This window comes from Flavobacterium sp. HNIBRBA15423, from assembly GCF_052655965.1.
In genome coordinates, this window is sequence record NZ_CP199751.1 from 2,422,801 (window position 1) to 2,439,253 (window position 16,453).

Annotated in this window: 12 protein-coding genes; all 12 read left to right on the forward strand. The window is 29.5% G+C overall.

Annotated features, from left to right (window positions below; all coding sequences use genetic code 11):
• The first annotated feature begins 3 nt into the window (after window positions 1–3).
• The 12 genes from ACULEV_RS10875 to ACULEV_RS10930 all read left to right on the forward strand — a co-directional run bounded on the left by ACULEV_RS10875 (window position 4) and on the right by ACULEV_RS10930 (window position 16,421).
• Window positions 4–966: a stage II sporulation protein M gene (locus tag ACULEV_RS10875; protein ID WP_445455081.1), complete on the forward strand. Its 963-nt coding sequence runs from the start codon at window positions 4–6 to the stop codon at window positions 964–966.
• 2 nt (window positions 967–968) lie between these two features.
• Window positions 969–1,910: a hypothetical protein gene (locus ACULEV_RS10880; RefSeq protein WP_445455082.1), complete on the forward strand. Its 942-nt coding sequence runs from the start codon at window positions 969–971 to the stop codon at window positions 1,908–1,910.
• Window positions 1,903–2,682, forward strand: a complete 780-nt coding sequence (locus ACULEV_RS10885) for a DUF4129 domain-containing protein (RefSeq protein WP_445455083.1) — start codon at window positions 1,903–1,905, stop codon at window positions 2,680–2,682. The genes ACULEV_RS10880 and ACULEV_RS10885 overlap by 8 nt, the downstream gene beginning before the upstream one ends.
• A gap of 2 nt (window positions 2,683–2,684) precedes the next feature.
• Window positions 2,685–3,863 (forward strand): DUF4350 domain-containing protein, encoded by a 1,179-nt coding sequence (locus ACULEV_RS10890; protein ID WP_445455084.1) that lies wholly within the window; start codon window positions 2,685–2,687, stop codon window positions 3,861–3,863.
• A gap of 117 nt (window positions 3,864–3,980) precedes the next feature.
• Window positions 3,981–4,982 (forward strand): AAA family ATPase, encoded by a 1,002-nt coding sequence (locus ACULEV_RS10895; protein WP_445458541.1) that lies wholly within the window; start codon window positions 3,981–3,983, stop codon window positions 4,980–4,982.
• A 45-nt stretch (window positions 4,983–5,027) separates the two neighbouring features.
• Window positions 5,028–6,362, forward strand: coding sequence for a DUF58 domain-containing protein (locus ACULEV_RS10900; RefSeq protein ID WP_445455085.1), 1,335 nt, complete (start codon window positions 5,028–5,030; stop codon window positions 6,360–6,362).
• Window positions 6,363–6,648: 286 nt separating this feature from the next.
• Window positions 6,649–7,170: a hypothetical protein gene (locus tag ACULEV_RS10905; RefSeq protein WP_445455086.1), complete on the forward strand. Its 522-nt coding sequence runs from the start codon at window positions 6,649–6,651 to the stop codon at window positions 7,168–7,170.
• Window positions 7,171–7,337: 167 nt separating this feature from the next.
• A complete protein-coding gene (locus tag ACULEV_RS10910) occupies window positions 7,338–7,682 on the forward strand; it encodes a 5-carboxymethyl-2-hydroxymuconate Delta-isomerase (protein WP_445455087.1) in 345 nt (114 codons plus the stop codon).
• Between the two features lie 998 nt (window positions 7,683–8,680).
• Window positions 8,681–11,713, forward strand: coding sequence for an amidohydrolase family protein (locus ACULEV_RS10915; RefSeq protein WP_445455088.1), 3,033 nt, complete (start codon window positions 8,681–8,683; stop codon window positions 11,711–11,713).
• A gap of 116 nt (window positions 11,714–11,829) precedes the next feature.
• Window positions 11,830–13,125 (forward strand): amidohydrolase family protein, encoded by a 1,296-nt coding sequence (locus ACULEV_RS10920; protein WP_445455089.1) that lies wholly within the window; start codon window positions 11,830–11,832, stop codon window positions 13,123–13,125.
• Between the two features lie 121 nt (window positions 13,126–13,246).
• On the forward strand, window positions 13,247–14,038 hold the full coding sequence (locus tag ACULEV_RS10925) for a TrmH family RNA methyltransferase (RefSeq protein ID WP_445455090.1): 792 nt from the start codon (window positions 13,247–13,249) through the stop codon (window positions 14,036–14,038).
• 163 nt (window positions 14,039–14,201) lie between these two features.
• Window positions 14,202–16,421 (forward strand): RelA/SpoT family protein, encoded by a 2,220-nt coding sequence (locus ACULEV_RS10930; RefSeq protein ID WP_445455091.1) that lies wholly within the window; start codon window positions 14,202–14,204, stop codon window positions 16,419–16,421.
• Window positions 16,422–16,453 lie beyond the last annotated feature (32 nt).

The window sequence follows — 16,453 nt, forward strand, 5'->3', positions numbered from 1 at the left end:
TTCATGAGAGAAGTAGCATTTATTAAGCAAAATAAAGAAAAATGGCTTGAATTTGAGCAAGCAATTTTTGGTAAATCTAAAAAAAATCCTGATGAATTAGCTAGTCTATACATTCATTTGGTTAATGATTTAGCGTATGCACAAACTTACTATTCAAAAAGCAAGACAGTTGTCTATCTTAATTATTTAGCTTCACAAACGTACCAAAAAATTTATAAAACTAAAAGAGAAGATACAAATCGTTTATTATATTTTTTTAAAACCGAAGTTCCTCTTTTAGTCTATGAATACCAAAGGTATATATTGTATGCCTTTTTATTTTTTATAGTTTTAACTTCTATAGGAGTAGTTTCAACTTTAAAAGATGATACTTTTGCACGTTTAGTATTAAGTGATGACTATGTTAATATGTCACTTGAGAACATAAAAGAAGGTAATCCTGTTGCTGTTTATAAGAGTAGTACTAATTGGGGAAGTTATATTGGCATTACTTGGAATAATTTAAAAGTTGGTGCTATGTTTTATTTCTCCGGAATATTTCTTGGCATTGGCACCTTTTATTTCTTCTTTGAAAATTGCATCAGGCTCGGCTCTTTTCAAACACTATTCTATCAACAAGATGTGTTTTGGGAAAGTGTTCGAGGTATTTGGATTCATGGCTCTATGGAAATATTTGCCATGGTTATAGAAGCGGGTGCAGGATTTGCTCTTGGAGCAAGTATTTTATTCCCAAAAACTTTTTCTAGATTTAATTCTTTCAAAATTGGATTCAAAAATACTTTTAAAATATTTCTAAGCACTATGCCTTTTACCATAATAGCAGGTTTTCTAGAAGGATTTATTACACGATATTCTATAGATATGCCTATTTTTTTAAGTGTTGGAATTATTTTAACTACACTGGCAATGATTAGCTTTTATTATTTAGTTTATCCATTCCTAGTTCATAAAAAAACAAAAAAATAGTTATGTTTCAATTATACAAAAAAAGAGGTTTTAGTGAGTTCATAAGCGATACTTTTGAATTCTTAAAACTTGAAGGTAAAAATTATTTTAAAAACTATTTTATTATAAACGGACCATTACTACTTGTTTTAGTGGTTTGCATTTATTTCTTAACCAAAGTATATATGGATGTTGTTTTTTCGTCCATGGTAGCTATAAATCCAAACACAAATAACATTTTAAACGATTTAATGAACAATATTCCATTATTCATAAGTCTAGGATTAGTGTCTTTTGTTTTAATTATCATTGTAAGTTTAATCAATTATTCCTATCCTATTAGCTATTTAAAATTAGTAGGTACAAAAAGTGAAATTACAACGCAAAATATCATTAACTTAATGAAAGAAAAATTGGGTAAAACGATACTCTTTTTCTTAGCCTCATTATTAGTTTTTGTTCCTATTATTACAATTGTAATGCTATTATTAGTTTTACTAATGATGATCATTATTGGCTTTCCTCTTATGATAATTATTGGTCCAGCACTTGTAAGTTGGATGAAATTAAGTTATTACGATTACATTACAACTGAAAACAATTATCTAAAATCAGTAGGAAATGGATTCGAATTATTAAAGTCAAAATTCTGGCCTATAGTAGGTTCAACCATGATTATGTATATAATTTTTTATATTATTTTAAGCATATTCACTTTAATTCCATATTTCATAGGGTTAGGATTAATGTTTGTTGACACAAACGCAAATTCAGACCAAACTGAAGCTTTTTCTACTTTAAGCATTCTCGCTTCAGCTATAATGGTTATCTCTACTATTTCTAATTATACGCTACAAAATATCGTTTTTGTTAATCAAGGAATCATTTTTTATAGTATTACGGATGAGAAAGAAAATATTTCTATAAAAAGTGACATCGATTTAATAGGTTCAGACAGTGAATAAATTTCTTTATATAATACTTTTCTTTTTTACTCTTTTTGGGTTTGCTCAATCCAATAGCATTACCTATGACTATGAATTAGAGCAAAACGCACAATCTGTCGAACCATCAGATTCATTATATTCAGAAGAAATTTTTGAAGAAGTAGTGAATCCAAAACATTTTAATCCCAATTTTAAAGGCAAATACAATAACAACGATTTTAAATATGAAACTACTATAGATTCAAAACAATCAACAGCTTGGGATCGTTTTTGGAATGCTGTAGGTGATTTTCTAGAACGGTTATTCGACTTTGGAGATGGTGAAAATCCATTATCAGGATTTGAAATTTTTATGAAAATTATTTCTTTTATTATAATCGCTTTTGTCATCTATTTAATTGTAAGAGTAATTATTACTAAAGAAGGAAAATGGATTTTTGGTAAAAAGAAAAAGAAAATTACTGTTGCAGAAATGGTGGAAGAAAACATTCATACTATAGATTTTAAAGACATCATAAAAAATACTAAAGCCGATAAAGAATATAGATTAACCATTCGTTATTATTATTTATGGTTATTAAAATCACTTTCCGATAAAGAAATCATTGAATGGGATATTGAAAAAACAAATTCCGATTATTTATATGAAATTCAATCTCCTAGTTTAAAAGAGAATTTCAAATATTTATCATATATCTACGATTATAGTTGGTATGGAGAATTTGAAATTAATGAAAAAGATTTTTCAAAAGCAGAAGTTGCTTTTTTAAAAACAATAGCAAATAAGTAACAATGCCAAAAAGTATTAAAATATATATTTTCATTCTAGTGCTTATTCTAATAGGGATAATCACTTTAGATGCAAATAAACCAAAACCCGTAAATTGGACTCCAAGTTTCAGTGCTAAAGATAAAATTCCATTTGGATTATTTGTACTTAATAATGAAATAGATAGTCTTTTCGGCCAACAAAAATTAGAACGTTTTGGAGTAACTCCTTACGAATTTTTAGATCCTAAATATTCTTATGAAGATAGTACTTACACTACTCAAGGAACGGTTATGTATATAGATGGGTCATCAAATATTGATGATGAATCGGCTCAAGAAATATTATATTTTGTATCACATGGAAACACTGCATTTATAAGTGCCACTAGTTTTCCTTTAAAATTTAGGGACACATTAAATTTCAATTATGCATACAGCAATATTTTTTCAGATTCGCTCTATTTATCAGTAGAAAAAAATAAGGAATTCAGCTATCTTAAAGGTACAGACAATGTCTATTTCACCGATTTTGATTCTACAAAAACTAAAATTTTGGGTCACCAAAGAAATGGCACAAAAGATTCTGTTGTTAATTTTATTCGTATTCCACATGTAAATGGTTATTTTTATCTGCACACCCAACCTGTTTCTTTTACCAATTATTATCTACTAAAAAAGAATAATCATGAGTATGTAGAACAAGTACTTTCCTACATAGATGATGAAAATGTTTTTTGGTATTTAGAAGACAGTCGCAACCAAATAAAGAGTAAAATGGGCTATATTTTTAGCCAACCTGCCTTAAATTGGGCATGGAAAATTGCTATAATTAGTATGATTGTTTTTATGTTCTTTAATGCAAAAAGAAAACAGCGTGTTATACCTATAATTGAGCCTTTAAAAAATACAACAGTAGATTTTACAAAGACAATTGGAAATTTATATTATCAAGAAGGAAATCATCAAGACATTATTAATAAAAAAATAAAATTTTTCCTAGAAAAAGTTAGAAACGAATATCTTGTGGATACTTTTGATTTAAACGAAACTTTTGTTAATCGTTTGCATCAAAAAACGGGAAAAAGTAAAACAGAAATTGAAAATATTGTTCAGCTCATTAAAAAATATAGAAACCAATTAGAAAGCACAGAGAAAGATTTAATAACATTCAATAATGCTTTGGAAACGTTGAATATATAATCAAGAGAACACAGAAATAAAGAATAAGAAATAAGAAAAGATATGGAAAATAATTTCGAAAATACAGAAAACGAAAACCTAAACGAAAATACAGCTGAAAATCAAATCGAACAATCAATTGAAAATGCTGTTGATAGTACAAATGAAGATGTAAATTTTCAAACCCGTTTAAACTTAGCTCCATTACAAGAAAGTGTGAACCAAGTAAGAGCAGAAATTGCTAAAGTAATTGTAGGACAGTCAAAAATGATAGACCAATTATTAGTAGCTGTGCTTTCCAATGGTCATGTATTACTTGAAGGTGTTCCTGGTGTAGCAAAAACCATTACAGCAAAACTACTTTCACGAACATTAAGTCTCGATTTCAGTCGTATTCAGTTCACACCAGATTTAATGCCTTCTGATATCATTGGAACTTCAGTATTTGATTTATCAAAATCTACTTTCGAATTCAAAAAAGGACCTGTCTTTTCAAATTTTGTTTTAATTGACGAAATTAACCGTGCACCTGCAAAAACACAAGCCGCTTTGTTTGAAGTTATGGAAGAACGTCAAATTACAACAGATGGAAACACCTATAAACTAGACTTACCGTTTTTAGTAATCGCGACTCAAAATCCCATTGAACAAGAAGGTACATACCGTTTGCCAGAAGCACAATTAGACCGTTTTCTTTTTAAAATTAATATAGAATATCCTAATTTAGCTGAAGAAATTGCAATTCTTCAAAAAGAAAACGAATTGCAAAACAATGATAAACTAGCTAGCATTGCAAAAGTAATTGAGAAGAGTAATATTCTTAATTTCCAAGGACTCGTAAAACAAATTTTAATCGAACCTCATTTAGTAGAATATATTGCAAAAATAGTATTGAATACTCGTGAAAATCCATTTTTGTATTTAGGAGCATCTCCAAGAGCTTCAATTGCTATTTTAAATGCAGCCAAAGGTTTTGCAGCACTTAAAAACCGTGATTTTGTAACTCCTGAAGATATTAAAGAAGCAGCAATTCCTGTTTTACAGCATCGAGTGGTAGTTACACCAGAACGTGAAATGGAAGGAGTTACAAGTACAGTAATCATCAAACAAATTATCGATTCTGTAGAAATTCCTAGATAATAAAACAACAAAAAGTATCGAAAACATTATAAGTATTTCCAAAGAATGAAACAATTTTTCAAACAACTATACCTCAATAATTTCTTTTTTTATTGCCTCATGGGAATCATTTTCCTATTTGTAGTTGCTTACTTGTTTCCCCTATTTTATAATGCCTGTTGGTATTTATTGTATGTACTTCTAGTTTTTACAGCAATAGATGTTTTATTATTATTTGGTTTTGGCAATAAAATTGAAGCCACAAGAATTACTCCAGAAAAATTATCAAATGGTGATGAAAATTCTATTGTAATTAAAGTAAAAAACAAATATACTTTCCCTATTCACGCTAAAATTATAGACGAAATTCCGTTTCAATTTCAACAACGTAATTTTGAAGTAAAAAGAAAAATAAAAGCTTCGTCTACTGATGAATACCAATATTTCCTTCGCCCTACAGAACGAGGAGAATATTTCTTTGGAAGTGTAAATTTCTATGCAATTTCTCCTTTACAATTAATTGCAAAACGATATACCTTTAATAAAAATCAAATGGTACCCACTTACCCTTCATACATTCAATTACGAAAGTATGATTTAATGGCTTTTTCAAACAATTTATTCCAATATGGATTAAAAAAAATTAGACGTATTGGTCACACCATGGAATTTGAGCAAATAAAAGAATATGTACAAGGAGATGACATTCGTACCATAAACTGGAAAGCAACGGCTAAGCGTAACCAATTAATGGTAAACCAATTCCAAGATGAAAAATCGCAAAACGTTTATATGGCAATCGATAAAGGTCGTGTAATGAAAATGCCTTTTAATGGATTGAGTTTATTAGATTATGCTATTAATGCTACTTTGGTTTTATCCAATGTTATTATCAAAAAACAAGACAAAGCTGGAATGTTCACGTTTTCCAAAAAAGTAGAAAACCGTGTGGTAGCCGAAAAAAGGCAAAGCCAAATGCAAAACATTATGGAAAGCTTATACAATATTAAAACCGATTTCTTTGAAAGCGATTACAGTCGTTTGTATGTAGACATCAAAAAACACATTAATCATAGAAGTTTGATTATGTTGTATACCAATTTTGAAACCTTAGACGCTTTACACCGACAATTACCTTATTTAAAAGGAATTGCTAAAAACCATTTATTAGTAATCGTTTTCTTCAACAATACAGAGTTAAACGATTTAATCGAAAAAAAGGCAGAAACCGTTCAAGAAATTTATGACAAAGTCATCGCTGAAAAATTCGCATTCGAAAAACGATTAATCGTAAATGAGCTCAGAAAATATGGTATCTACTCTGTTTTAACACAACCAGAGCATCTTACATTAGACACCATCAACAAATATCTTGAAATTAAAGCAAGAGGGATTTTGTAAATGAATTAAATAATAAAAAATAGAATACTAGATTTCATAAATGAGAATTTAATTGCTCCTAGTAGAACAAATTTATTTAGTAAGAGTTTAAAGAATATATTGATACTCTTTTTCATTTTCAATCACTAAATTCTATTAAAAAAATAGCAAAAAACTAAGTATATGTGTAAGTTGACAGCCATTTTGGTTGAACAAAATGAAAAAAGAATTAAAAAAATTATAGAATTCAATGTTGAACCAATAGAAATAAATTAATACCATTTCCTGATAAGCAACTTAAAAATAGATGATTAAAAAAATATTACCCTTTGAAAAATTAGTTTATCGTTCAACATTACCGAAAGACGAACTTTTAGTGCATTTACAAAATGAAATTGAAGCTGAAAAACCTTTTAGTTTTAGAGCTAATAAATTTATATATTCCAAACCTTATATTGGTAAAATCTACAATGATTCATTTGAAATCAAGAGAGCCATAAACTATAGAAATTCTTTTTTACCTCAAATAAAAGGAGAGATCAAAGATGATTTAAATGGTTCTAAAATAACTGTAAAAATGAATCTTATTGAAATCGTAAAAGTTTTTATGATAATTTGGTTAAGTGGCGTTTTGGTTGGTTGTTTAGTAATATCATATAATTTAATTTTCAAAAATGATTTAAATTCAGAAGGTACATACTTTATGTTCACTCCTTTTTTTATGTTACTATTTGGAGTAGTTTTAGTTTCTTTAGGTTTTAAAGTCGAAAGTAAAAAAAGTAAAAAAGATTTAGAAAAAATTTTGAAAGCAAAAATTATAGAAATGTAAAAACAATCTACCAAAAAGAATTCTCCATGATTACATTTTTATACTTAATTTAAAGATGGTTTCGTATCTTTGAGTAGTGTTTTAATTTCAGTTTCTTTAGCCCGCAATCTCACAAATTCTAAAAACATTTACCTAACATTTAAATCAAAAACTAAATAAAAATAACTATGCCACATTTTGTAATTGACTGTTCTGAAAATATCATAAAAATAAAATCTCCAAAAGAAATTATTCAGAAAGTGTATGATACTGCTGAATCAACTAATCTTTTTGATAAAGGAGATATTAAAGTAAGAATTAACCCTTTTGAATATTACAATATCGGAAATACAAAAGATGATTTCATTCACATTTTCGCCAATATAATGGAAGGACGAACTGTTTCTCAAAAAAAGAACCTTTCTGAAAGAATTATTACTGAATTGAAAGTAATGTTTCCAAACGTTCCAATTATTTCAATCAATATTAGAGATTTTGAAAAAGCAACTTATTGTAACAAATCAATGGTTTAAAAGCAATGTGAATGCGAAAAATCTTCCGTTCCTGCGATAAAAACAACAAATCCTATTATCCTCAATAATAGGATTTGTTGTTTAAACCATTCTTTGTAGCAATTTTAATCAAAATCATAAATTGCTACAAAAGTTGTAGCAAAAATTTTGTTTTAAAAAAAATGCTACACAAATTGTAGCAAAATGAAATAATTTTAAAAATTGCTACAATTATGAAAAAAGATGAAGACAAGAAGAAAATAAGAGAACTTCTAGGCGTTATACAAGAAGTCATTATTCCCTATTTGAATTGGAAAAAATAGGCTTACCTCAACAAGCAATGATACAACTTGCAGAAATGTTATCTTATGTTCAAGAAGCTAATAAAATCAATACACTTTCTGCTAAAGAAATAAAAGAACAAAAAAAAGAAAGGCAACAATTCTAGCTTTACATTTATCAAACTATTTAGAAATGACAAAAGATTATAGCAAAGAATTAGGAAGTGTTCTTCGGTCAAAAAGCTTTGAGAGATAGCAATCAAAATAATGTATTGATAATTGAGAAGTATAAATTACAATTAGAAACCTTAAACCATTAAGAACAACAAATTCAAAAGAAAATAAAAGATTAAATCACAATTAAAACACATATAATCCAATAAAAAACCCTCGCTACAACTAAAGCGAGGGCAAACAAAAAAACTATAAAAACTATAAAAACTATAAAAAAAATTACTCAAAAACAGTAGGCATCATATCTCTTTCAAAAATTTAATATCTTAATTATATAGTAAAACTATAACATCAGCATTAATAAGAAAATAATTTTAGATAAAACTAAAAAGTACTGTCGTTCACTTAACCGTTTCTGTAGACGAATGATTTTTCATTACTATTCACAAAAAATAAAAGCTCACACAAACGTTAAAAAAATCTAAAATTCAAAAGGCATCATTATAGTAAAACGTAATTCTTCCTATATTTAGCGCATTAACAAACCTAACCAAAAACACCTATATGAGAATTTGTACGTTATTGGTTGTTTTATTTGTCTCTTTTTTTGGAAATGCACAAGACTATTTTCCTAAAAATGATGGCGTAAAACAATCTTTTAAGAATCATGTTGCTATTACAAATGCAACTATTTATGTCTCTTCTTCACAAAAACTAGAAAAAGCTACTCTTTTATTTAAAGATGGAAAAGTAATAGAAGTTGGAACTTTGGTTGTTGTGCCTAAAAACGCAACAATTATCAATGCGACTGGCAAAACTATTTATCCGTCATTCATTGATATTTACAGCGAATTTGGTATCGATAAACCCCAACCAACACCAAGAAAAGGTTTTGCAACCCAATATGATTCTTCAAGAGAAGGTTATTACTGGAACGATCACATTAAACCAGAATATAATGCGTATGAAAACTTAAAATATGATGATAAAGCCGCAAATTTACTACGTGAAATAGGTTTTGGTACAGTCGTAAGTCATTCAAATGATGGAATAATTGCTGGAACAGGTTTATTATGGACTTTAAACGATACCGATAATAATGCAAAACGTATTTTAAATACAAAAGTTTCCCAACATTTCTCTTTTACTAAAAGTAAGTTAAGTAATCAAAGTTATCCTTCTTCTTTAATGGGTAGTATGGCTCTAATTCGTCAAGTTTATCATGATGCGAAATGGTATGCCAATGGAAATTCAAAAACAAAAGATTTATCTTTAGAAAACTTTAATGCTAATAGAAATTTAATCCAGATTTTTGATGCAGGTGATATTCTAAACAAGCTAAGAGCTAGTAAAATAGGAAAAGAATTTGGTATTAACTATATCATCAAAGGAAATGGAGACGAATTTGAAAAAATAGAAGAAATTAAAAAAACAAATGCTACCTACATCATTCCTTTAGATTTTCCAGAAGCTTATGATGTTTCAGATCCTTATCTCGCACAACAAGTGAGTTTAAGTGATATGAAATTTTGGAATCAAGCTCCTTTCAATCTAAAAATTTTAGCAGAAAACAATATCAATTTTGTTTTAACAGCTAGTGATAATAAAAAAGCAAAAGATTTCTTAGACAATTTAAGAAAAACGGTTTTATATGGTTTACCCAAAGAAAAAGCGCTAGCAGCTTTAACGGAAACACCTGCAAAAATCTTAAATCAATCAGCATTAATAGGATCATTAAATAAAGGCTCGTTGGCCAATTTCTTAATCGTTTCTGGAGATATTTTTGAAGAAAAGAGTACTATTCATGAAAATTGGGTACAAGGCAACAGAAATATAGTTGACAAAATGGATATTGAGGATATTCGTGGCGATTACAACTTAACATTTGCTAATCAAACTTTTGACCTAAGCATTTCTGGTGAATTAGATAAATTAGAAGCTAAAACGAGTAAAGATAGTATTAACTATGGTACAAAATTAACCTATAAAGAACCTTGGCTAACTTTAGTTATCAAAACAAAAGATACAATTACAAATTCCTATTACAGATTAACAGGAATTAAAAATAAAACTACTTTAGAAGGAAAAGCCGTTTTAGAAAACGGAACAGAAACTTCTTGGACAGCAATTAAAAAAGAAACTGCTGAAAAGAAAGAAGAGAAAAAAGAGGAGAAAAAAGAGGAGAAAAAAGACGAACCTAAAGTTCCAGAAATGATTCCAGTAACCTATCCAAATATTGCCTACGGAAATGCTGTAAAACCTACACAAGAAACCATTCTATTTAAGAATGCAACCGTTTGGACAGGAGAAAAAGAAGGAAATTTAACAGAAACCGATGTATTAATCCAAAACGGAAAAATAGCACAAATAGGTAAAAACCTTTCTGTGCCAAATGCAAAAATTGTAGATGCAACAGGAAAACATCTGACAGCAGGAATTATAGATGAGCATTCACACATTGCTATTTCAAAAGGAGTAAATGAAGGAGGTCAAAACTCTTCGGCAGAAGTAACTATTGAAGATGTAGTAAACTCAGATGATATTAATATTTACAGAAATTTATCAGGCGGAGTTACTTCGGCAAATTTATTACACGGTTCAGCAAATCCTATTGGTGGACGAGCAGCGTTCATTAAATTAAAATGGGGTTACACACCAGATGAGATGTTAGTAAAAGAAGCTCCAAAATACATCAAATTTGCCTTAGGTGAAAACGTAAAACAATCCAACTGGGGAAGCGGTCGTTTCCCTCAAACTAGAATGGGTGTAGAACAAGTATATGAAGATTATTTCTCTCGTGCATTAGAATACAAAAAAGAATGGACAGCATACAATACTAGTAAAGTCAAAAATAAAGTGGCTCCACGTTTTGATATTGAAATGGAAGTTTTAGGACAAATTCTAGATAAAAAACGTTTTATAACTTGTCACTCTTATGTGCAATCAGAGATTAATATGTTAATGAAACTAGCAGAACGTTATAATTTCAAGATTCAAACATTCACACATATCCTAGAAGGATACAAAGTAGCCGATAAAATGGCTGCTCACGGTGTTGGTGGTTCTACTTTTGCCGATTGGTGGGGTTATAAATATGAAGTAAAAGATGCTATTCCATACAACGCAGCATTAATGAATGGACAAGGTGTTGTAGTTTCAATCAATTCGGATGATGCAGAAATGTCGAGACGCTTAAACCAAGAAGCAGCAAAAGCAGTAAAATATGGCAATGTTTCTGAAGAAGAAGCATGGAAATTTGTGACTTTAAATCCAGCTAAATTATTACAAGTAGATGATAAAATAGGAAGTATTAAAGTAGGCAAAGATGCTGACATTGTATTATGGACTGCAAATCCGTTATCGATTTATGCTAAAGCAGAAAAAACAATTGTTGATGGCATCATTTTCTATGACTTAGAGAAAGAAGCAGCAACATTAGCAACTATTCAAAAACAGCGTAATGAATTAACCAACAATCTATTGGAAGCTAAAAATAAAGGATTAAAAACACAAGCTCCTAAGAAAAAAGATGTGGGTCATTATCATTGTGATACTTTAGGTGAAAATTGTGTCGTTTCTCATGCAAAATATCAATAATCTTCTAAATTAAGAAAACATATGAAATCGCTATTAACAAAAAGTTTGTAGAAAGCAAACACTAATAAAAATAAAGCGATGCCATATGATTTTTAAAAAACAATAAATATTTACATATGAAAAAATATATAATCATATTATTCCTAAGTTGTTTTGCTTTTAGCCAACAAACTCCTGCTCCACAACAAACTAAGAGCATTTTAATTACAGGCGGAAAAGCACATCTTGGAAATGGAAAAGTAATAGAAAACAGTATTATTTCAATCAAAGAAGGCAAAATAGCCATGATTGCAGATGGAACGAATGTAAAACCAGAAAAACACGATATTTATATTGATGCATCTAAGAAACATATTTATCCAGGATTTATTGGAGCTAATGCAACTCTAGGATTAGTAGAAGTTGATGCGGTAAAAGCTTCCGATGATGAAAATGAAATGGGTGAAATGAATCCTCATATAAGAAGTATCATCGCTTATAACACCGAATCAGGTTTAGTAGAAGCTGCAAGACCAAACGGTGTTTTACTAGCACAAATTGCTCCAAGAGGTGGAAGAATTTCTGGAACCTCATCAATAGTTCAACTTGATGCTTGGAACTGGGAAGATGCTATTGTAAAAGAAAATGATGGTATTCATCTAAATTGGCCAAAAAGTTTTTCACGTGCTGGATGGTGGGCAGAACCAGGAGGAATTGAACCAAATAAAAATTATGACAAACAAATTACCGAAATCCAAGATTTTTATAATGATGCTAAGGCTTATTTAAGTACAAATACTACTGTGAGAGATATCCCTTATGAAGCAATGAAAGGACTAGATACAGGAAGCAAAAGCCTTTTTATTCATGTTGATGGAGAAAAAGAAATTGTAGATGCTATTTTATTTAAAAAGAAAAATAACATTAGTAAAATGACCATTGTAGGTGGTTATTATGCTTTTAAAAATGTTTCCTTATTAAAAGAGAATAATGTTTCTGTTTTATTAAGACGTGTACACGATTTACCATTATTAGAAGATGAGGATGTAAATTTACCTTATAAAAATGCAAAATTATTAGACGATGCAGGTATTTTAATTGGTCTTCAAAATGCAGGTGATATGGAGCGCATGCAAATTAGAAACTTACCTTTTTATGCTGGAACTTGTGCTGCTTGGGGAATGGATAAAGAAAGAGCTTTACAGCTAATCACATCAAATACTGCCAAAATTTTAGGAATTGATGCTAATTATGGAACTTTAGAAACTGGAAAAAGCGCTACCCTATTCATTTCTGAAGGAGATGCATTAGACATCAGTACAAATGAGGTTAGTGTGGCTTTCATTGATGGTCGTTCTATTAGTTTAGAAAGTCATCAAACAGAACTTTACAATCGATACAAAGAGAAATTTGAAGCTCAGGCTAAAGAGTAAACTCTTTTGTAACAAATAAAAAAATCTCACAACATAATCTGTTGTGAGTTTTTTCCTTTATACAATACTCGTTAAAAACAGAATAACTTTTGTAATTTTGCTACCAATTAATTCATTTTCGATGAAACAAATCACCTCAGTACAAAATCCATTTATTAAATCGTTAGTTCAATTACAAGAAAAAGCTAAAACCCGAAAGCAAACAGGCACTTTTCTTATTGAAGGAAAACGCGAAATGGAATTAGCTGTAAAAGGTAATTATGAAATAACAACCATTTTATTTTTACCAGAACTTGTTTCAGAAAAAGAACTAAACCAATTTATTCTTTCAAATGAAACTGAGAAGATAGAAATATCTAAAGAAGTGTATCAAAAATTAGCATATCGCGATACAACCGAAGGAATTTTGGCTATAGCCAAAGCGAAATCATTACAATTATCTGATTTAAAGCTATCAGAAAATCCTTTAATTCTAGTAGCTGAAGCACCTGAAAAACCAGGAAATGTAGGTGCTTTACTTCGCACAGCAGATGCAGCTAATATTGATGCAGTAATTATTGCAAATCCAAAAAGTGATTTATATAATCCAAATATTGTACGTTCAAGCGTAGGCTGTTTATTTACAAGACAAATTGCAACCGCTACTTCTGAAGAAGCTATAGCTTTTCTAAAAGCAAATAACATCGCTATTTACAGTGCTACTTTACAAGACTCAACAACTTATCATTCACAAGACTACACCACTCCTACTGCATTAGTAGTAGGAACTGAAGCTACTGGTTTAACAGAAATTTGGAGAAAAGAAAGCACAAAAAACATCATCATTCCCATGCAAGGAGAAATAGATTCTATGAATGTTTCAGTCGCAGCTGCAATAGTATTATTTGAAGCAAAAAGACAAAGAGGGTTTTAAAAATTCAATTACAAAAATTAAATCTTTCACCCAATAAATTCATTACGTTCTTTCCAACTTTTAGCTTTTAACATCCTCTTCTAAATTCTAATTTCTAACTTCTAATTTTCCTATTGCACAATCCATAACTTTATCATAACTTTAACTGTTATAAAGTTGCCCTATGACCGAAATTGATTTAGAAGCCGAAAACAAAGCTATTGCTCAAGAGTACAAAGAGTTACTTCGCATTAGTTATCAAACACTTACACCAGAAGATAAAAAACTTATTCGAAAAGCCTTTGATGTAGCTGTAGATGCACACAAGGATCAAAGAAGAAAATCTGGTGAAGCTTACATCTTCCACCCTATTGCTGTTGCAAAAATTGTTGCTTCAGAAATTGGTTTAGGTGCTACTTCAATTGCTGCAGCTTTAATGCATGATGTAGTTGAAGATACTGATATTACGGTCAATGATATATCAAAAATGTTTAATCCTAATATTGCTAAAATAGTAGAAGGATTAACCAAAATAGCTAAAGTAAAGACTGATCAAGACGTTTCTATGCAAGCGGAAAATTTCCGTAAAATGCTCTTAACTTTAAATGATGATGTACGTGTAATTCTCATTAAAATTGCAGATAGATTGCACAATATGCAAACTATGGACAGCATGGCTGAATACAAACAAGCCAAAATAGCTTCTGAAACCTTATACATTTATGCTCCTTTAGCACATCGATTAGGATTATATAACATAAAAACACAATTAGAAGATTTAGGTTTAAAATATACAGAGCCTGATGTATTTCAAGAAATTGTCGGAAAAATAAAAGAAACTAAACAAGAGCAAGACGCCTACATCAAAACCATATCTGATGTTTTATCTAAATCTTTAAATGATGAAGGAATTGACTTTACCATTAAAGGTCGTCCAAAATCAATTTACTCGATTCGTAGAAAAATGAGACTTCAAGGCGTTACATTTGATGAAGTATATGATAAATTTGCACTTCGAATTATCTATAAATCAAATCCTCACGATGAAAAATTCTTAGCTTGGAAAATATATTCAGTAGTAACTGATCATTATCGTCCCAGTCCAAGTCGTTTAAGAGATTGGATTTCATCACCAAAATCTACAGGTTATGAAGCCTTACACATAACCGTTATGGGTCCAAAAGGACGATGGGTTGAAATTCAAGTTCGTAGTGAAAGAATGGATGAAATTGCAGAAAAAGGATATGCGGCTCATTATAAATACAAAGGTGTTGGCTCTGAAGAGCATGGTTTAGAAATTTGGTTAAACCAATTAAAAGAAGCTTTGGAAAGCCAAGCAGCAAATGCAGTCGATTTTGTAGAAGACTTTAAACTGAACTTATACTCTAAAGAAATTTATATTTTTACTCCAAAAGGAGATTTAAAATCATTACCAAAAGGTGCTACAACACTAGATTTTGCTTTTAGTATTCATACCGATATAGGTTCAAAAACTAGAGGTACAAAAGTAAATGGAAAACTAGTTCCTTTAAATTATGTTCTTAATAGTGGTGATCAAGTAGAAATTATAACTTCACCTAATCAAAAACCAACTATACAATGGTTAGATTATGTAACCACTTCTAGAGCAAAAAATAAAATTAAAAACTCATTAAACGAAAACACCAAAAAAATTGCAGAAGATGGTAAAGAAATTTTAAATCGAAAATTACGTCATTTAAAAATCACTCTAAATGAAACTACCACTAATGAACTTGTCAATTTTTTTAAACTGCAAACAAGTTTAGATTTGTTTTATAGAGTTGGTATTGGAGCCATAGAAAATCAAAAATTAAAAGACTACGCAGCACAAAAAAGTAATACTTTAGTTAACTTTTTAAAAAAACCATTCAACAGAACAGCTTCCGTAAAACCAGAGCAAATTGAAAGAAACGAAATCAGTAAGAAATATGATATGCTGGTTTTTGGTTTGGAACAGGAAAAACTAGACTACAAACTTTCCACTTGTTGTAATCCTATTCCTGGTGATGATGTATTTGGCTTTATAACAATTAGTGAAGGAATAAAAATACATCGAAAAGATTGTCCAAATGCAATTAGTTTGCAATCCAATTATGCTTATCGAATTATTCCAGCAAAATGGATTGACTCAAGTCAAGAAGAATTTAGAGCCATGTTAAATATTACTGGTATGGATACTTTAGGATTAACCAATGAACTTACCAAAGTAATCTCAAATCAAATGCATGTAAATATTGAAAACATTGCATTAAGTGGAAAAGCAGGTGTTTTTAATGGAAAAATAACAGTTATTGTACCTAACAATACCATTTTAAAACGCTTAATAGACAATATTAAAAAAGTAGATGGAATTGACAAAGTAACACGAATTTATCAAAATTAGATTTAAAAAAGATTGAATAAATCTGAAATTCA

What these genes read in the sequence shown, in the direction of transcription:
- ACULEV_RS10875 (WP_445455081.1), top strand. Translation starts at nt 4, where the DNA reads ATGAGAGAAGTAGCATTTATTAAGCAAAATAAAGAAAAATGGCTTGAA.
- ACULEV_RS10880 (WP_445455082.1), top strand. Translation starts at nt 969, where the DNA reads ATGTTTCAATTATACAAAAAAAGAGGTTTTAGTGAGTTCATAAGCGAT.
- ACULEV_RS10890 (WP_445455084.1), top strand. Translation starts at nt 2,685, where the DNA reads ATGCCAAAAAGTATTAAAATATATATTTTCATTCTAGTGCTTATTCTA.
- ACULEV_RS10900 (WP_445455085.1), top strand. Translation starts at nt 5,028, where the DNA reads ATGAAACAATTTTTCAAACAACTATACCTCAATAATTTCTTTTTTTAT.
- ACULEV_RS10905 (WP_445455086.1), top strand. Translation starts at nt 6,649, where the DNA reads ATGATTAAAAAAATATTACCCTTTGAAAAATTAGTTTATCGTTCAACA.
- ACULEV_RS10910 (WP_445455087.1), top strand. Translation starts at nt 7,338, where the DNA reads ATGCCACATTTTGTAATTGACTGTTCTGAAAATATCATAAAAATAAAA.
- ACULEV_RS10915 (WP_445455088.1), top strand. Translation starts at nt 8,681, where the DNA reads ATGAGAATTTGTACGTTATTGGTTGTTTTATTTGTCTCTTTTTTTGGA.
- ACULEV_RS10920 (WP_445455089.1), top strand. Translation starts at nt 11,830, where the DNA reads ATGAAAAAATATATAATCATATTATTCCTAAGTTGTTTTGCTTTTAGC.
- ACULEV_RS10925 (WP_445455090.1), top strand. Translation starts at nt 13,247, where the DNA reads ATGAAACAAATCACCTCAGTACAAAATCCATTTATTAAATCGTTAGTT.
- ACULEV_RS10930 (WP_445455091.1), top strand. Translation starts at nt 14,202, where the DNA reads ATGACCGAAATTGATTTAGAAGCCGAAAACAAAGCTATTGCTCAAGAG.